This window comes from Hungatella sp. L36 (assembly GCF_014288035.1).
The window spans coordinates 160,919-177,144 of record NZ_JACOPC010000008.1 but is presented as its reverse complement, the minus strand read 5'-3'; the positions used below and the strand labels follow the sequence as shown (position 1 = coordinate 177,144).

At 53.9% G+C, this 16,226-nt stretch carries 16 protein-coding genes; 10 read left to right on the top strand and 6 right to left on the bottom strand.

Features of this window, described 5'->3' with window-relative positions:
* Positions 1-64: 64 nt before the first annotated feature.
* The 3 genes from H8S80_RS19330 to H8S80_RS19320 are packed head-to-tail and all read right to left on the bottom strand — an operon-like array spanning position 65 to position 2,438.
* The gene (locus tag H8S80_RS19330; protein WP_117621463.1) at positions 65-994 is read right to left on the bottom strand and encodes a type 2 periplasmic-binding domain-containing protein; all 930 of its coding nucleotides are present in this window, start codon (positions 992-994) and stop codon (positions 65-67) included.
* Positions 991-1,737 (bottom strand): ATP-binding cassette domain-containing protein, encoded by a 747-nt coding sequence (locus tag H8S80_RS19325; RefSeq protein ID WP_117621462.1) that lies wholly within the window; start codon positions 1,735-1,737, stop codon positions 991-993. Before H8S80_RS19325 ends, H8S80_RS19330 begins: the two co-directional genes overlap by 4 nt.
* Complete coding sequence (locus H8S80_RS19320; protein WP_117621461.1) at positions 1,734-2,438, bottom strand: GTP-binding protein; 705 nt, start codon at positions 2,436-2,438, stop codon at positions 1,734-1,736. The genes H8S80_RS19325 and H8S80_RS19320 overlap by 4 nt, the downstream gene beginning before the upstream one ends.
* A 193-nt stretch (positions 2,439-2,631) precedes the next feature.
* On the opposite strand from H8S80_RS19320, the gene H8S80_RS19315 reads away from it, so the two are divergent.
* The 8 genes from H8S80_RS19315 to H8S80_RS19280 all read left to right on the top strand — a co-directional run bounded on the left by H8S80_RS19315 (position 2,632) and on the right by H8S80_RS19280 (position 11,007).
* The gene (locus H8S80_RS19315; RefSeq protein ID WP_117621460.1) at positions 2,632-3,291 is read left to right on the top strand and encodes a Crp/Fnr family transcriptional regulator; all 660 of its coding nucleotides are present in this window, start codon (positions 2,632-2,634) and stop codon (positions 3,289-3,291) included.
* Positions 3,292-3,342: 51 nt separating this feature from the next.
* Positions 3,343-4,098: a nucleotide-binding protein gene (locus tag H8S80_RS19310; protein ID WP_117621459.1), complete on the top strand. Its 756-nt coding sequence runs from the start codon at positions 3,343-3,345 to the stop codon at positions 4,096-4,098.
* On the top strand, positions 4,095-5,351 hold the full coding sequence (locus H8S80_RS19305) for a nitrogenase component 1 (RefSeq protein ID WP_117621458.1): 1,257 nt from the start codon (positions 4,095-4,097) through the stop codon (positions 5,349-5,351). Before H8S80_RS19310 ends, H8S80_RS19305 begins: the two co-directional genes overlap by 4 nt.
* Before the next feature lies 1 nt (position 5,352).
* On the top strand, positions 5,353-6,540 hold the full coding sequence (locus H8S80_RS19300; RefSeq protein WP_181987902.1) for a nitrogenase component 1: 1,188 nt from the start codon (positions 5,353-5,355) through the stop codon (positions 6,538-6,540).
* Positions 6,537-7,694: an ABC transporter substrate-binding protein gene (locus tag H8S80_RS19295; RefSeq protein ID WP_117621456.1), complete on the top strand. Its 1,158-nt coding sequence runs from the start codon at positions 6,537-6,539 to the stop codon at positions 7,692-7,694. Before H8S80_RS19300 ends, H8S80_RS19295 begins: the two co-directional genes overlap by 4 nt.
* 42 nt (positions 7,695-7,736) lie before the next feature.
* Positions 7,737-8,723 (top strand): FecCD family ABC transporter permease, encoded by a 987-nt coding sequence (locus H8S80_RS19290; RefSeq protein ID WP_181987908.1) that lies wholly within the window; start codon positions 7,737-7,739, stop codon positions 8,721-8,723.
* The gene (locus H8S80_RS19285; RefSeq protein ID WP_117621455.1) at positions 8,720-9,505 is read left to right on the top strand and encodes an ABC transporter ATP-binding protein; all 786 of its coding nucleotides are present in this window, start codon (positions 8,720-8,722) and stop codon (positions 9,503-9,505) included. The genes H8S80_RS19290 and H8S80_RS19285 overlap by 4 nt, the downstream gene beginning before the upstream one ends.
* A gap of 152 nt (positions 9,506-9,657) precedes the next feature.
* Positions 9,658-11,007, top strand: coding sequence for an amidohydrolase family protein (locus H8S80_RS19280; protein ID WP_117621550.1), 1,350 nt, complete (start codon positions 9,658-9,660; stop codon positions 11,005-11,007).
* Between the two features lie 22 nt (positions 11,008-11,029).
* On the opposite strand, the gene H8S80_RS19275 is transcribed toward H8S80_RS19280, so the two are convergent.
* On the bottom strand, positions 11,030-11,599 hold the full coding sequence (locus tag H8S80_RS19275; RefSeq protein ID WP_117621454.1) for a nitroreductase family protein: 570 nt from the start codon (positions 11,597-11,599) through the stop codon (positions 11,030-11,032).
* A gap of 467 nt (positions 11,600-12,066) precedes the next feature.
* On the opposite strand from H8S80_RS19275, the gene rfbD reads away from it, so the two are divergent.
* Both rfbD and H8S80_RS19265 read left to right on the top strand, forming a co-directional pair.
* Positions 12,067-12,924, top strand: a complete 858-nt coding sequence (rfbD, locus tag H8S80_RS19270; protein WP_034535227.1) for a dTDP-4-dehydrorhamnose reductase — start codon at positions 12,067-12,069, stop codon at positions 12,922-12,924.
* Complete coding sequence (locus tag H8S80_RS19265) at positions 12,921-14,204, top strand: dicarboxylate/amino acid:cation symporter (protein WP_002601188.1); 1,284 nt, start codon at positions 12,921-12,923, stop codon at positions 14,202-14,204. Before rfbD ends, H8S80_RS19265 begins: the two co-directional genes overlap by 4 nt.
* On the opposite strand, the gene H8S80_RS19260 is transcribed toward H8S80_RS19265, so the two are convergent.
* Together H8S80_RS19260 and H8S80_RS19255 are read right to left on the bottom strand one after the other, a co-directional pair.
* On the bottom strand, positions 14,201-15,445 hold the full coding sequence (locus tag H8S80_RS19260) for a cation:proton antiporter (RefSeq protein WP_117621453.1): 1,245 nt from the start codon (positions 15,443-15,445) through the stop codon (positions 14,201-14,203). The genes H8S80_RS19265 and H8S80_RS19260 overlap by 4 nt on opposite strands.
* Positions 15,446-15,595: 150 nt before the next feature.
* Positions 15,596-16,111 (bottom strand): GNAT family N-acetyltransferase, encoded by a 516-nt coding sequence (locus H8S80_RS19255; RefSeq protein WP_117621452.1) that lies wholly within the window; start codon positions 16,109-16,111, stop codon positions 15,596-15,598.
* Between the last annotated feature and the right edge of the window lie 115 nt (positions 16,112-16,226).

Genomic DNA, 16,226 nt, shown 5'->3' with positions numbered 1-16,226 from the left:
AAGAAAAGCATAAAAACTTTTCTTCCCCGTTTCTCTTTTTTTTCTCTCATTCCCCCCACGCAGATTATATCTCTCTGCGGCAGGAATCATAGACTGCATAAAATTCCTCCGGCTCCAGTTTATCCAGAAATTCCGCGGAGGGAAGCCGGATGTCCCCCTTCTGCCCTTCCGGCCACGGCGCCTCGGGGCTGCCTGGCGTGCAGCTTATGAGGCAGCCGTTTTCCACGTAGAACCGGCTGATCAAAGGCGAGCGAAGCGCCTCCGCCACCGCGATGGCGGCTTCCTCCGGTATCGTGTCGGCCGCGCAGAGATAGGAGGGAACGACGACCGCTCCATCGGCAGGCCAGGCGGCCTTTCTCTGGTTCCCATCCGCACGAAGAGCGTAGACGGAGGGCACCAGAGCCAGAGAATTCATTCCGTTTCGCACTCTCTGGTACGCCTCGATAGGCATGCCGGTCAGGGAGCTGGCGGACAGAAGCCGCTTTGCCGCGTCAGCGCCTCCCGTTTCCCAAACTGTTTTAACGACGGTCTTTGCCGCTGAATTGTGGATGCCGCCGAATGTGAGTGGAAATCCCTCCGAGACCAGCTCATCCAGGGACAGGGAGCCATTTTCAGGTATGGATTCCCCTGTGCCGTAGAATACCAGCGGGATAGCAAGGTAAGGAAGAAGAAAGTCTCCGCGCAGCAGCAGGGGCACACCCTCCTCCTGCTTGACAGGCAGCCGGCGTGCCAGGGGATGAAGACTTTCCCGAAATCGTCCGAATATGCGGCTGTCCTCAAATACCTCCAAATCGGCGGACACCACCATATCGGGAAGCGTTGAGTCCGGCTCTCTTAAGTAGTCCGACAGGTGTCTGCCGTATCCCAGCCCGAAGCATGTGACAGACAGGTCTATATCCTTTTTCTTTAAATCTGCTTTCACCTGCTCCAGAAAGGCCAGTTCCTGTCTGTGAAGGATACAGATGTTATTCCAATAGAGTTGAATCGTAATCATGAGAGAAATTCCCCTTTCCGAAGCCTGGCCTGAAGTGCCGTCTGCTCCTCGTATATGCGGTCTAAGTAAGAAAATATCCGGTCCTCTCCGGCGGTGCGTGTCAGAACTGCGCGGATGGCTCCATTCTGCATGATGATCCGTTTGGGGGCCATCAGGGCGGTGTGAGGATCGTGGGTCACGATCAGTACCAGCTTCCGGGTTCCTGTCAGCAGATGAAGGGCCTTTTTCTTATCGATGCCGGCATTTTCGATCTCATCGATCAGGACGATGGGGCTGTCACAGGCCAGAGCGATATCGGCGATCATCAGTGCCCGGCTCTGCCCGCCGCTTAAAAGATTTAAGCTTTCTTCCAGCCGGACGGGCTCCGGTGTGATGGTGTTGGCGGTATCAATAATGGTCTGGGGACTCAGTGTTTTCCTGTCGCGGCAGCGGCAGTGCAGCGTTAGGAAATCCCGGACGGTCAGGTCAAGGACGAATCTCATATTCTGGGAGAGATGGGCGACGAGATTTCCCGAGGTCACAAGGCGGTCTGCCAGCGGAACTGCCTCGCCATCCAGCAGGACCCGGCGGCCGGTGACGGAATCTCCGGCTGCCAGCTGCTCGATGTCTTTAATCAGACGGCTCTTTCCGGAACCGGTGTTGCCCGCTATGGCGCAGAGGCTGCCCGGCTCTAAGCAGATCGGCTCAAAATGTTCCGGGCGCTGATCTTTATCGTGCCCGGGAAGAATGGTTAAATGCTTCATCCGGCGGCCTCCTCCAATGCAATTTTTCCTACGACGCCCTGCTGAAAGGCGGTGCCAACCCGGGTTTCTCCCACGCAGTAGGAGCAGACGCCGGCTGGCATGGTATGGCGCAGGCGGTCATTTTCATAGGAGAGGCAGTCAGGGAGGGAATCCAGCCAGTCGCCGAGAAATTCCACGCCGTATCCGGCCAGCCCATCCACAGGGAAGATTCGCGCGCCCGGGTTGATTTCCCTTAAGTTCCAGCGGATAATCTCCAGCTCGGCCTGGGAGACCATGTCAATCTTCGTAGGGATAATGAAATCCGCGTGAGTGACCATGGGTCCCAGGCGGCCGGGGGATTTGCAGCTGGCCGTGCAGTCCAGCACGCAGCCTGCCGCAGAGAGTTCCGTGGCAGGAGAACAGCGGTGGCAGAGTCCTGCGGATTCAATGAACAGGAGGTCGCATTTCATGTGGTCCGCGTAATTCCAGAGCTCCGGCAGATTCGATACGAGAAAGTGATCCGGACAGATATCACGGCTGAGCCCGGTCACTGCGGGAATGCCCAGCCGGCGGTATACGGCTTCGTCTTCGGATTCCAGACAGTCAATCTTACAGATCATGGGCCTGGCTCCTTTTTGTTTCATATAGGGAAGAAGCGTTCGCAGCACCGCAGTCTTTCCGACGGCAGAGGAACCGGAAAAGAGAATGATTTTTTTCGGCATAACGGTTTATCCTTTCCAAATGTTGTAGTTCTTTAAGCTGGAAAGAGCATAGCAGAAACAAAAAAATAAGGCAGTATCAGATGAGACATTATTGATAATTATTTTTCTTGTATTTTCCATGGGCGTATGTTAAGATTTTGGTTAGTTTAAACTAACTCAATGAAATGACTGGCTGGTAAGGAGATGAGCGGATATGAGTCAGGAAGAGCTGCAGGAGGCAGTCGCGGCCTCCCCTCTGTTTCACGGCTGTAAAAGATATGTGGACAGTATGAGTGTGAAGGTCTGCCGGAAAGGCCAGATTGTCAGCGACCGGCAGATGGGGCAGGAGATTCTGGGATTAGTCGTCAGAGGAAGTGTGGAGGTGTACAGCATAGCTATGGATGGCCGGGAAATCATGCTGTCCCAGTTGAAGCGGGGGGACTGCTTTGGGATTATCAATCTGTTTACGAACACGGAGCTTCCTACGGTTTTAAAATGCGGACGTGATACGACGCTGCTGACAATTCCTAAAAAGAAGCTGCTCGAGCTGATGAAGAATGACAAGGAGCTGACGCTGCGCTATGCCTGTATCTGTAATGAAAAGATGCAGTTTTTGATAAAACAAATCGAATTTCTTACCATGCAGTCGGGAAGAAATAAACTGATTCAGTACTTGCTGATGCGTCCGGAGCAGGAGGGCCTGATCGGCCTGGAGTGCTCTAAGGAATCTCTGGCCTCCATGCTGGGGATCAGCCGCGCCTCCCTGTTTCGGGAACTGGCCTGCTTACAGGAGCGGAAATTAATCGACCAGGAACCAGGCGGTATCCGGATTCGGAACAGAGAGCAGCTGGAGACGATCCTGTACGAATGGTGACGGGCTGTCCGGTGATGCTGCGGACGGAATATTTGAAAAAGAAGGAGAATTATGAAGAAGATAGCAATCTACGGAAAGGGCGGGATTGGAAAATCCACCACCACATCGAATTTATCTGCAGCGCTGGCGTCACGCGGGCTGCGGGTCATGCAGATCGGATGTGATCCCAAGGCGGATTCCACGAAAAATCTTATGGGAGGGGAGCGGATTCCCACCGTTCTCGATCAGATACGGGAAAAGGAGGAAGGAGTCACACTGGACGATATCGCGTTTCGGGGATACGGCGATGTTGTCTGTGTGGAGTCAGGAGGCCCGACTCCCGGCATCGGATGTGCCGGAAGAGGAATAATCACGGCGTTCGAGAAGTTGGAGGAGCTTGACGCCTATGAAACCTTTCAGCCAGATATCGTGCTTTACGACGTGCTTGGCGATGTGGTATGCGGCGGGTTCGCCATGCCGATCCGCGGCGGATATGCCGATTATGTGATGATCGTGACGTCCGGTGAAATGATGGCGCTGTTTGCCGCGGACAATATCGCCCATGCGATCCGGAACTTCGGAAAGCGCGGATACGCAAAGCTGGCTGGATTTATACAGAATTCCAGAAATGTGGAGCGGGAAAATGAACTGGTGATGCAGGCGGCAAAGGAAAATAACACCGAAATACTGCATATCGTTCCCCGCGATCGGACGGTTCAGCTGGCGGAAAACCAGGGAAAGACCGTGATCGAGGCGTATCCGGACTGTGAAATGGCGGCGTGTTACCAGGCACTGGCGGATAAAATACTGGCGGAGGTGGGAGCATGAGCTGCTGTTTCGAAAATACCCTTCACTACTCCTCGCCGGGTCACGGCGACTGGGGCGTAGTCCGGATCGGCATGCTGGCCCCGGAGAGCGTTCAGCTCTTTATCTGTCCCAGCGCCTGTGGCCGCCATGGCGCCATCGGAGCCATGAAACAGGGCCTTAAGGACAGACTCTTCTACCTGTATGTGAGTCAGAGCGATATTATCGACGGCTATGACGACCTGATCCCCGAAGCGGTGGAAGAGGTTCTGGAGGTGCTGGAGCCCCGGCCGCGGGTATTCTTTCTGTTCGTCAGCTGTCTGGATGATTTAATCGGAACGGATCACGAGGCGCTGCTGTCCGCGCTGGGAGCGCGCCACCCGGAGATTGCGTTTCGAATGTGTCACATGAATCCCATTTCCCTGGGGTCCAGGACGCCTCCGCCGGTATCGATTCAGAATAATCTCTACAGCCTTCTGGCTCCGTCAGAAAAACGGGATGAAGGCATCAATGCCATCGGCAATCTGGAACCTACGGCCGTCACAAGCGAACTGTATCACTTTTTGAGCGCGTATGGAGTCAGCCGCCTGCGCCACATTTCTCAGTACGAAACCCTGAATGCGTACCAGGAAATGGCGGGGAGCCGCGCGAATCTCGTGATCGGCGCACCGGGACGGCAGGCGGCGGGACAGATGGAAGAGCGCCTGGGGATTCCATGGATCTTTATGCCGGTTACCTATGATATGGAAGAGATAGAAGACAATTACCGCCGGCTGAAAGCGTTCCTTTTTCCGGACAGGGAAGAAGCCTGTGATTGGGGGCCTGCCAGAGAACGGGCGCTTCAAGCGATCAGGAGGGCCGTAAAGAAAGCGGGGAGATTTCCGATTATTATCGATGCCTCGGCCGCGTCCCAGCCCTTTGGAATGGCGAAGGCTCTGCTTACATACGGCTTTTCTGTGGTCCGGGTGGAGGCTCAGGACTGTATGGCATTTGATAAGCCTCATATGGAATGGCTGAGGGAGCACCACCCGGAGGTGGAACTGCATCAGCCGGAGCATCACCGTGCCGTGCTGTTTGACCGGAGAATGGAAAACAGTCTCGCCATCGGTGTGGAAGGCGCTTATCTGGCCGGATCAAGACATGTGGCAGACTTATTCAACGACAGCGGGATGTTCGGCTTCGATGGGGTCTGCAGGCTGATGAGGCTGATCGAGGAAGCCGCGGAACAGGAAACCGATTTAGGACAGCTGATTAACGGCTATGGACTGGTGGTGTGATATGGCAAGATTATCTTTATGGCTCCCGCCCTTTTCCCCTGATTACTCGGGAGCATCCGCGGTTCTGTTTGATTTAAAGACAGTGACGGCAATGCATGACGCGTCGGGGTGTACGGGAAATTATACGGGTTATGACGACCCGCGCTGGTATGGCTCCCATTCCGGCATCTTTTGCTCCGGCCTGCGGCAGATTGACGCAGTCCTGGGAGATGACGAGAAGCTGATAAAAAAGATGGAAGCGGCGGCCCGTGACATACAGCCGGACCTCATGGCCCTTGTGGGAAGTCCTGTGCCCATGGTGATCGGAGCCGATTTAGAGGGGATCGCGGTGGAGCTGGAGGAAAGAACCGGCATCCCAAGCTTTGGATTTGATACGACCGGGACCGCTTACTACGACAGAGGGGCATTCCGGGCGGCTAAGGCGTTGATGGACCGATATACCGCTAAACAAGCGGCGAAGGAGGCGGCAATAGAACGGCGGGTCAATATTTTAGGTGCCCTGCCCATGGATTTCGGGAAAGGCGAAGAGATCCGGGATTTCAAGCGGTTCCTTGCGGAAAATGGCTACGAAACAGGCCTGTGCCTGGCCATGGATTACAGTCTCAGTGATTTAAAGGAGGCGGCGTCAGCCCAGGTCAATCTGGCAGTCTCGCGGTTTGGTTTCCTGATGGCGCAATATATGGAACAGAGATTTCGCATCCCCTATCTCTGTGGGTTTCCAGCAGGAGAAAGCGGGGAGAAGGCCTGGCTTGAGGCTCTGGAACGGGTCAGAGAGACGAAACACTCAGAAATTCTCAATGCCGTTGAACAGAAAGATGGTACAGAGGACATGTCCGTTCTGATTGTGGGAGAACAGGTGATGAGCAATTCGCTCCGGTACGCCCTCTTCCGGGAAATGGGAATTACCCGTGTGACGGTAGGTTGCCTTTATGGCCCGGAGCCGGCTCTGACGCTGCCCGGCGATCTGGATTTATCAGATGAGAAGAAGATCCGGCAGGCGATGAACCGGCCGGAGTACCAGATGATTATTGCAGATCCGTTTCTTAAGGTTCTGCTTCCGGAAAATACGGAAAAGAAATTCCTGCCGTTTTCCCAGTACGCGGTTTCCAGCAAACTGGGAGAGGCAGACAGTGCCCGCGCTGCGGGAGTTCAGTTTAATGAATGGTTTAAAAGGAGGACAAGCAAATGAAAAAAAGAGTAACGGCCGCAATCTTAGCGGCAGGCATGATTCTGTCACTGGCGGGCTGCGGTTCGGGTTCCAAAGAGGCAGCCACGGCCGCACCGGAGGATACCGTACAGAGCACAGCTGCGGCTGGAAAAGAGACAGAGAAAGAGACCCGCATCGTTGTGGATCATACGGGGAGAGAAGTCGAGCTTCCGGCTTTAATTGACCGAGTGGTAATTTCTTCTATTCTGCCGCTGCCATCCGTGTACTGCCTCTTTGAGGGCTCGGCGGAGAAGCTGGTGGGAATCCATCCGTCTTCCATGGCAGCCGCGGAAAATTCCATTTTGCCGAAAGTGGTGCCGGATATTCTGGAGGTCAATACCGATTTCCTTCAGGGCGGAGAGCTGAACACGGAAGAACTGCTGAATCTAAAGCCCGATGTGGTATTTTACAGCGCCAATAATACCGACGAATATGAGAAGCTGAGCGCGGCGGGGATCCCTGCCATCGGTTTCTCCACTTCCAACTGGGATTACGACTGTGTAGCCACCTTCGAAAACTGGGTTAAGCTTCTGGGTGAGGTATTAAATCAGGAAGACAAGGCGGCAGGAATCGCCGAATACGGCCATCAGGTATATGATGAGGTGCAGTCTGTATTGACAGAGGCAGGAGATATCGAAAAGCCCCGGGTGCTGATTCTGTTTAACTATGCGGGCGGTGTGATTAAGACCTCCGGCAGCAATTTCTTCGGCCAGTACTGGATCGAGTCCACCGGCGGCATCAACGTGGCCGCGGACTTAAACGGAACGCCGGAGATCAACATGGAGCAGATCTATGAGTGGGATCCGGATATCATCTACATTACCAATTTCAGCCCCTACCTGCCGGAAGACCTTTATAACAATACCATTGAGGGAAATGACTGGAGCAGTGTAAAGGCCGTTAAGGAAGGAAAGGTATACAAGTTCCCGCTGGGCATGTACCGCTGGTTCCCGCCGGCATCCGATACACCATTGGTATTAAAGTGGCTGGCGCAGAAGAATCAGCCGGAGCTGTTTGCCGACGTGGATATGGAAGCGGAAGTGCGCACCTATTACAACCGTTTCTATGGGGTGGATTTAACGGATGACGACATCTCCCAGATCTTCAATCCGGCCAGAGAGGCGGCGGGAAAATAAGTGCAGGAGCGTAATCATTTGGAACAAAAGAGGAAGCAGGGCATGATGAGTCTCCTTATCTTTCTCCTGCCGTTTGCAGCGGCTGTGATCTGTATCGGAATCGGCAGATATAATATCTCACCGGCAGAGTCGCTGGGAATCCTGCTCTCACCCTTAACGGGGCGGGAGGTGGATCCCCAGGGCTGGTCGGTGATATACCATGTAAGACTTCCCAGAATCCTGCTGGCCTTGGCGGTCGGTATGGGATTATCCGTGTCGGGTGCCTCGTTTCAGTCCCTGTTTTCCAATCCGCTGGCCACACCGGATACTCTGGGAGTTGCCACAGGGGCCTCGTTCGGAGCGGTGCTGGCGCTTTTATTTACCAGAAATATTCTCGTTGTTCAGCTGGCTGCCCTGCTCATGGGACTGGCGGCGCTGGCCGGAACGTGCCTGATCAGCCGGCTCAATGGTAAGAGCAGTATTCTCATGGTGGTCCTGGGGGGAATGGTAGTCTCATCCCTGTTTCAGGCGCTGGTATCGCTGGCAAAATACGTGGCCGATCCGGAGGAAGATCTGCCGGCGATCACGTACTGGCTCATGGGAAGCATGTCGAGGGCCACATATCAGGGGCTGGCGGTGGGAATTCCGCTGATCCTGCTCGGTGTGGCGGTACTCTTTCTGCTGCGGTGGAGGCTGAACATCCTCTCTCTTCAGGAAGACGAGACGAAGGCGCTGGGAATCGATGTAAAGAAGCTGCGGCTTATCGTCATGGCAGCGGCGACCCTGGTGACCGCCGCCTGCGTATCACTGTGCGGCCAGGTGGGCTGGGTGGGCTTACTAATCCCCCATGCCGCCCGGATGCTCTATGGGAGCGACAACCGGAAAATCATCCCGGTCAGTATCGGTCTCGGCTCCGCTTTTATGGTGGCCATCGACACGGCCTCCAGAGCGGCTACAGCCGCGGAGATCCCTGTCTCCATCCTGACCGCCATTATCGGGGCACCATTCTTTATCATCCTTTTGCGCAAGACAGGAGGTGCAAGGCTGTGAAATTCGAAGTAATAAACGGTAGTTTTGGCTATGGTTCCGCGGCAATCCTTCATGATGTCTCCTTTTCGCTGGAAGGAAACCAGGTTTTGGCGGTTCTGGGACCGAACGGCGTGGGAAAAACAACGCTGCTCAAGTGTATGATGGGCTTGTTAAAATGGAACCGCGGGGAGACGAGGATCGACGGTCTGGCCATGGATACGATGAGCCATTCGCGGATCTGGAAGCGGATCGCCTATGTGCCGCAGTCCAAGGGAATCTCCCTTTCCTACACGGCGCTGGAGATGGTGCTGATGGGAAGGTCGGCCCGTCTGGGCCTGTTTGCCCAGCCCTCCAGAGAGGACATGGCTATCGCGGAGAAGGCAATGGAGGAGGTGGGAATCACGTTCTTAAAGGATAAGCAGTGCAGCCGGATGAGCGGCGGAGAGCTTCAGATGGTCCTCATCGCGCGGGCGCTCTGTACCCAGCCGGAAATGCTGATTTTAGACGAACCAGAGTCCAATCTGGATTTCAAGAACCAGCTGGTCATTTTAGACATTGTAAAGCAGCTCTCCAGAGAACGCGGGATCGCGGCCATTATCAACACCCATTACCCGGCTCACGCCTTAAAGATTGCGGACCGGGCGCTGATTCTAAAACGGGATGGCTCCAGCTTCTATGGAGAGGCCGGCGCGACCATTACCGAGGAGAACATGAAAAAGGCTTTTTCCGTGGAGGTGAAAATAGCGGACTACTGCTACGAAAATATTCATTACCACAATGTAATTCCCATCCGCGCCTGCTAAAGCACGGGCAGAAAACCAGGGAATAATTCCCCGGTTTATCCCATATGTCCTTTTTCGCCCCCTTCTTTTTTTCTATAATGAATACAGATGATATGCGCCTGCTGCTGCGGCATATGAATTCATTACAGGAGAAGAGAAGGGGGCGTTATTTTATGTTACCATGTGATATTTTAATTAAAAATGCGGCAGTTCTGATGCCCGATAAGAGCATTGCCAAAAATCAGACCATCGCCATTTCCGAAAACCGGATACTGGAGATCGCAGACACAAAACTCACCGATCAGACCGGCGGCTTCCATGCCGATACGGTGATCGACGATCCGCATCTGTTGTGGATGCCGGGCCTCACAGACGGCCATCTTCACACCAGCCAGCAGTTCTTAAGGGGAAGTCTGCTGGATGAGAAGCCGGTGATCTGGAAACGGATCAACGTGCCGTTCGAGGCCTCTCTGACGGAGGAAACCATGGCGCTGTCCGCCAGGCTTGCCGGCGCGGAGATGATAAAGAGCGGGACCACATCCTTTGTGGATGCCGGCGGGCCTCATATCGAAGCCGCGGCCGAAGAGTATTTGAAAATGGGGATGCGGGGAGCCCTGACCTGGCAGACAACCGATGGAGCGAAGGTGCCGGACGGTCTGCGCGTCGGCACCAGGGAGGCGCTGCCGCGCCTGGAGAAATTCCACAGGGAATACCATGGGAAAGGCGGCCTGCTCCAGGTGTACTATTCCGTAACCTCTTTGATGGCCTGCACGGAAGACCTGTTCCGCACCATATTTCTCGCGGCCAAAGAACAGAAGGTGACGGCAGAATGCCATATGAACGAATACGCCAGCGAAGTGCTTGATTTCATCGAACGGTACGGAGAACGGCCTTTCACCTACTTAGACCGGATCGGCGCGCTGTCGGACCGTTTTATAGCAGCCCACTGCATCATGCTGTCCGAATCCGAGATTCAGACGGTGCAGGAACGGGGGATTAAGGTGGTGCACTGTCCGTTCAGCAACTGCGGCAAGGGCATTCCCCAGACACCGCGCCTCCTTGCAGCCGGGATTCCCGTGGCCTTCGGTTCCGACGGCGCGGGCCACGGCGGACTGGATTTATTCCGTGAGATGCGGGCGTTCCGGTGCATCATGAACGTGGCCTACGGAATCACCACCGGAAATCCTGAGATTATGCCGGCTGGAACCCTTCTTTCCATGGCCATGGAGGGCGGAGCACAGGCCCTGATGAACAGCAGTCTGGGAGCCATCCGCCGCGGAAACTTCGCCGATATGATCGCTGTCAACTTAGACCAGCCCCATCTGACGCCGACCGGAAGTCTCGTCAATACCATGATCGAGAGCGCCTCGGGAGCCGACGTAAAGCATTCCATCATCAACGGGAAACTGGTCATGAAAGACAGGAAGCTTCTGACCATTGATGAGGAAAAGGTTTTGTCGGAGGCCAATGAGGCAATGAAACATCATAAGCTGTTTACAAAAGCGGGGGCTTATGCGGGCTAAGCAGTGGGAAAGCTGAAACGTCTCACAGGATAATCTCATCAAGACTTCTTTTCGGCACATAATGGACCTGCTCCGTGTCCCGGTAATAGCGCACGTCTCCGTCCGCCCCAACCGGCACCACCACGACCTTTTCCTTTGGCTTTCCAAGCGCCAGTACGAGATCAATAGAGTACTTTGCGGTATCGATATCCAGAAGCTCCGCCAGCCGTTTCCTCTCCACATTGCCGAGCATACAGCCGCCGTACCCCATTTCCACCGCCCCCAGCATGATGGTCTGGGCGGTGATCCCGTTGTCCTGAAGCTTATTCTTCCCAAGGGCAAGGTCACAGAGGATGATAAGATAGGCCGATGGCCGTTCTCCCTTTACGGGCCCGTCCCAATCCGGCAGCGCGCCCGCCCATTTCAGTGTTCCGAACACCCGCTCATTTTCTTCGTCCGTGCTGCAGATCCGGAACTTGAGCGCCTGGGAATTTGCGGTGGAAGCGGTCATCCTGGCCAAATCCACCAATTCCCGAAGCGCTTCTGCCGGGATTTTCTCATCCTCATAAAAACGCCGGTAAGATCTGCACCGGGCTACTAAATCCTTTAACATACAAAAACCTCCTTACTATAGAATCAAGATCTTTCCTTATTATACCTTCTTATTCTTCTTCTGTGAATCCAACAATTGTAACTTTTCAGCCTTCACTTCCAGCTGCCGCTGCCCGGTCCGGCGCTTTTGTTTCCTGGACCTTTCCTGTGACTTTGCAGGGCATTAGCAGTTCTTAATGCGCAGAATTTTTCGTTCAGCGGAAATCCCCACCTGTCTGAGCGCAGCGAGTTTGGGGATTTTCACTGGCTTTTAGAAAAATCCTGCACATTTAGAACTGCTTATGCCCGAAACCGGAACTGGAAAGGTCCAGGAAACAAAAGCGCCGGACCGGGCAGCGGCAGCTGGAAGCGAAGGCTGAAATGTTACAACAATTTCAAAAATTTCCCTTTCCCACCTTGGCAGCCCCCTGCGATCTATGGTACAATACCTTGTCACGATTTCAGAATGGAGGATACCAAATGAATCATATGCAAAAGGTTTGGATTTGCGGAGCAAACGGCAGAGTCGGCCGCAAAATGACGGAACTTTTGGAAAATACGCCGGTGGAGCTGCTGCTTACGGACATCGATGCTGTCGATATCACCGATTCGAAAGCAGTCAGGGATTATGCAGGCATGAACCGGCCGCATTTCATTGTAAACTGCGCGGGGCTTACGGATGTGGCCGCGTGCGAGGAGAATAAAGAGGAAGCGTTTAAGGTCAACGCCCTGGGAGCCAGAAATTTAAGTGTGGCAGCCCGGATGGGAAAAGCCAGGATGATACAGCTCTCTACGGATGATGTGTTTGACGGAAGCGGACAGACGCCGTATACGGAGTTTGATACGCCGAATCCACAGACCATTTACGGAAAATCGAAGCTTGCCGGGGAGAATTTCGTGAAGGAATTCTGCAACCGCCACATTATCGTCAGGAGTTCCTGGATATTTGGAGAGGGCAGCAGCTATTTTTCGAAGATCATGAAGCTGGCGGGAGAGGGGCAGACAATTTATGCGGCAGCCGATCAGACCGCTGTGCCGACCGGAGCCTCGGAGCTGGCGGAAAAGATCATCGAACTGATGGAGTCTGCGCCGGATGGGTTATACCATGTGACCGGCCAGGGAAGCTGCAGCCGGTATGAATTTGCGCAGGAGATCGTGCGCCTCTCCGGATCACAGACGGAGGTAGTGCCGGTAGCGGCTGTGGATGACAGGCTTACCGCCATGCGCCCGTCGTACTCCGTTTTGGACAACATGATGCTGCGCATGTCCGGAATCTCCCTGCTTCCGGAATGGAAAATCATGCTGGAACGTTTTATAGCAGACAGGAAGGATTATACCAGTATATGAAAAACAGAAAAAAGACAGGATTGACAACAAAGATATTTATTGGGCTGCTGGCAGGCGCCGCGACCGGAATCCTGCTTCATTACGCCGTACCGGAGAGCGTGATACGGGATGAGTTCCTGATCGGAGGCATATTCTATGTCATCGGAAACGGATTTTTGCGGCTGATGCAGATGCTCGTGGTTCCGCTGGTGTTCTGCTCGCTGGTCTGCGGAAGCATGGCCATGGGAGATACGAAGAAGCTGGGAACCATCGGCGTTAAGACGCTGTTCTTCTATCTTTTTACGACGGCTCTCGCCATTACGGCCGCCATACTGGTGGCCAATGTGATAAATCCGGGCGTGGGGCTGGATATGTCCTCCATCGAGCGAAGCGAGGTAGCCATCGCAGGCAAGGTGAGTCTGCCGGATACGCTGCTGAATATCATACCGACCAACCCGCTGGGGGCGCTGGCAAGCGGAGATATGCTGCCAATCATCTTATTTGCGCTGATTGTGGGGATAATTCTTGCAAAATTGGGCGAGAGTGTGGAAACTGTCGGCAATTTCTTCAGCCAGTTTAACGATGTGATGATGGAAATGACGACCATGGTCATGAAATTAGCGCCTTACGGCGTGTTCTGCCTGATCGCGAAGACATTTTCGGGAATTGGATTCGATGCGTTTCTGCCGCTTCTCAAGTATATGGCAGGCGTGCTGCTGGCGCTGGCGGTTCAGTGCCTGGTGGTCTACATGGTGATGCTGAAAGGCTTTACGGGACTGAGTCCGTTTCTGTTTATCAGGAAGTTTCTGCCGGTTATGGGCTTCGCCTTTTCCACGGCGACCTCCAATGCCACAATCCCGCTGTCCATCGACACGCTCCATCAAAAAATGGGGGTCTCCAAGAGGATTTCTTCTTTTACCATTCCTCTTGGAGCCACCATTAATATGGACGGAACGGCCATCATGCAGGGCGTTGCCGTGGTATTTGCCGCGCAGGCGTTTGGGATCAGCCTGTCTGCAGCCGATTATATGACGGTCATTCTGACGGCTACCCTGGCCTCGATCGGAACGGCGGGCGTGCCGGGCGTAGGGCTGATCACCCTTTCCATGGTGTTCACATCCGTGGGACTTCCGGTGGAAGCCATCGCGCTCATCATGGGAATTGACCGTATCCTGGACATGTGCCGGACCGCCGTCAACGTCACCGGTGACGCCGTGTGCACGACGATCGTGGCCTGTCAGGAAAAAGCAGTGAAAAAGGAAGTATTCTTAAATCCGGAAGCCGGTAAGCTGGCGAATTAACGGTATTTGGAGACTTCCTCGTAGTTCTCGGCCAGTCTCGCTTCGTTGAACGGCTGTGTCGGCCCGAGACGGAATACCGGTTTTAACAGGATCGGCGTGATGATGGTGGTAATGACGACCACGATGACCACCGGACCTAAAAAGTTGGAGCCGAGAAGACCTAACTGCTGGCCCTTGCTGGCGACGATCAGGGCGACCTCGCCACGGGAGATCATGCCGACACCGATTCGGATGCTCTGGTAATTCTTATAGCCGCACAGCTTCGCGCCCAGGCCGCATCCGATGACCTTTGTAAAGATTGCCACAAGCGTCAGGAATACGGCAAACAGGATGATCTGTGTCGTCATGGCGGGCAGTTCCACCTTAAGTCCGATGCTTGCAAAGAATACGGGCGACAGGAGTAAATACGACAGTGTATCAAACTTGGACGTCAGATACTGGGACTTCTGTGTATTGGAAATAATAACGCCCGCGATGTAAGCGCCCGTGATATCGGCCACGCCGAAGAATTTTTCCGCGGCGAAGGAGAGAATCAGGCATAGGGCAAAGGCGGCGATGGTATGACGCTGCAGTCCGTGCTCGGCGTTGTTGCTCCATCTGGCAAAGAGACGGTAGACGATGACGCCGCCCACTCCCGACAACAGGAAGAACGCCGCGATCTTTAACAGGACCGTAACCAGATTCACATTGGAGTCTGCCATGCTGGTGATGATCGTCAGAGCGATGATGCCCAGCACGTCGTCGATGATGGCCGCGCCCAGGATGGCGTTGCCGGAGTGGGTCTTCAGTTTTCCCAGCTCCTTTAAGGTCTCGACGGTAATGCTCACGGAGGTTGCCGTTAAGATGACTCCGATGAACATATTCTGAAGAAATGCGGTTCCCGATGCGTCGGAGGCGATGACTGACGGCCTGTTAAAGTAGGCTGCCACCGCGTATCCGCCGGCCAGCGGAACGATTACACCGATCAGGGCGATGATAAACGCCGATTTTCCGCTTTTTTTCAGCTCCCTTGTATCCGTTTCCAGACCGGCACAGAACATCAGGACGATGACGCCGATTTCGGCCAGTTTGTCCAAAAATTCAGTTTCGTGCAGCATGTCCAGCACGGCAGGGCCGAGAATGACGCCGGCCAGCAGCGCGCCGACCACCTGCGGCATGTGAAATTTCCTGGTTACGAGTCCGAGTACTTTTGTGCTTAGTAAAATAATTGCGAGATTCAGTAAAAATTGATAGCTTTCCATGATGTCCCCCTGTGTAAAAGTAGTGAATAATTATGTATAATTCCGGGATTATCTTACGCCTCTTTTCGGAGGATGTCAAATGAAACAGCGGAGAAAATTACAATCGTGTAATTTTCTCCGCTGTTTTGCTGTGATGTCCGTTTTTTGCCTTTAAGAAAGGGTAATCCAGTACCTCTGTGTAATTCTTTCAGCCGTCCTGATCTCATCTTCCAGAACCCCGCCGTTGTTCATTATCGTTCTGGCCGAGGCGATGTTTAGCTTATTACAGGTGATTAAAACACGCATGATATGCATTTTCCTGCATTCCTCTAAGGCCAGGGACAGCATCTGGGTGGCATACCCCTTTCTCCTCTCGTCTTTCCTTACGCTGTACCCGATATGGCCGCCGCATTTTTCCAGGGCGTCATTCAGGCGGTGGCGGAGGTCCACCATTCCAACCAGTCTGTCGTTTTCATCGACAGCCAGAAATGTTGTGGCGGGAACAAGGCCTTCTCTCACCGTTGCCTCACAGGAATTGTCCAGGAGTGCCTCGTACCACTCTTTAAAGGTGCGGAAATTCAGTAATCCTGCAATTCCATCCAGGCTGTCACCGTCTCTTTCAAATGATGCTTTGTAATCCAGTACCTGTTCCTCGTAGTCTTCCGTTGGTAATACAAGTCTTATCATAGCGATTCCCTCCTGTAAATGATTGCGCCGATTCACGCCTGTTTTTTGTTATCCGTATATTTTAGCACAGATCCGTGCCGATGGATAGCGGAACCGTAACCGGAACATACAGCAG

Coding starts and splice junctions, on each gene's coding strand:
- H8S80_RS19255 (WP_117621452.1), bottom strand. CDS start 16,111: ATGATAAGACTTGTATTACCAACGGAAGACTACGAGGAACAGGTACTG.
- rfbD (WP_034535227.1), top strand. CDS start 12,067: ATGCAAAAGGTTTGGATTTGCGGAGCAAACGGCAGAGTCGGCCGCAAA.
- H8S80_RS19295 (WP_117621456.1), top strand. CDS start 6,537: ATGAAAAAAAGAGTAACGGCCGCAATCTTAGCGGCAGGCATGATTCTG.
- H8S80_RS19310 (WP_117621459.1), top strand. CDS start 3,343: ATGAAGAAGATAGCAATCTACGGAAAGGGCGGGATTGGAAAATCCACC.
- H8S80_RS19260 (WP_117621453.1), bottom strand. CDS start 15,445: ATGGAAAGCTATCAATTTTTACTGAATCTCGCAATTATTTTACTAAGC.
- H8S80_RS19325 (WP_117621462.1), bottom strand. CDS start 1,737: ATGAAGCATTTAACCATTCTTCCCGGGCACGATAAAGATCAGCGCCCG.
- H8S80_RS19315 (WP_117621460.1), top strand. CDS start 2,632: ATGAGTCAGGAAGAGCTGCAGGAGGCAGTCGCGGCCTCCCCTCTGTTT.
- H8S80_RS19275 (WP_117621454.1), bottom strand. CDS start 11,599: ATGTTAAAGGATTTAGTAGCCCGGTGCAGATCTTACCGGCGTTTTTAT.
- H8S80_RS19280 (WP_117621550.1), top strand. CDS start 9,658: ATGTTACCATGTGATATTTTAATTAAAAATGCGGCAGTTCTGATGCCC.
- H8S80_RS19305 (WP_117621458.1), top strand. CDS start 4,095: ATGAGCTGCTGTTTCGAAAATACCCTTCACTACTCCTCGCCGGGTCAC.
- H8S80_RS19300 (WP_181987902.1), top strand. CDS start 5,353: ATGGCAAGATTATCTTTATGGCTCCCGCCCTTTTCCCCTGATTACTCG.
- H8S80_RS19330 (WP_117621463.1), bottom strand. CDS start 994: ATGATTACGATTCAACTCTATTGGAATAACATCTGTATCCTTCACAGA.
- H8S80_RS19265 (WP_002601188.1), top strand. CDS start 12,921: ATGAAAAACAGAAAAAAGACAGGATTGACAACAAAGATATTTATTGGG.
- H8S80_RS19320 (WP_117621461.1), bottom strand. CDS start 2,438: ATGCCGAAAAAAATCATTCTCTTTTCCGGTTCCTCTGCCGTCGGAAAG.
- H8S80_RS19290 (WP_181987908.1), top strand. CDS start 7,737: ATGATGAGTCTCCTTATCTTTCTCCTGCCGTTTGCAGCGGCTGTGATC.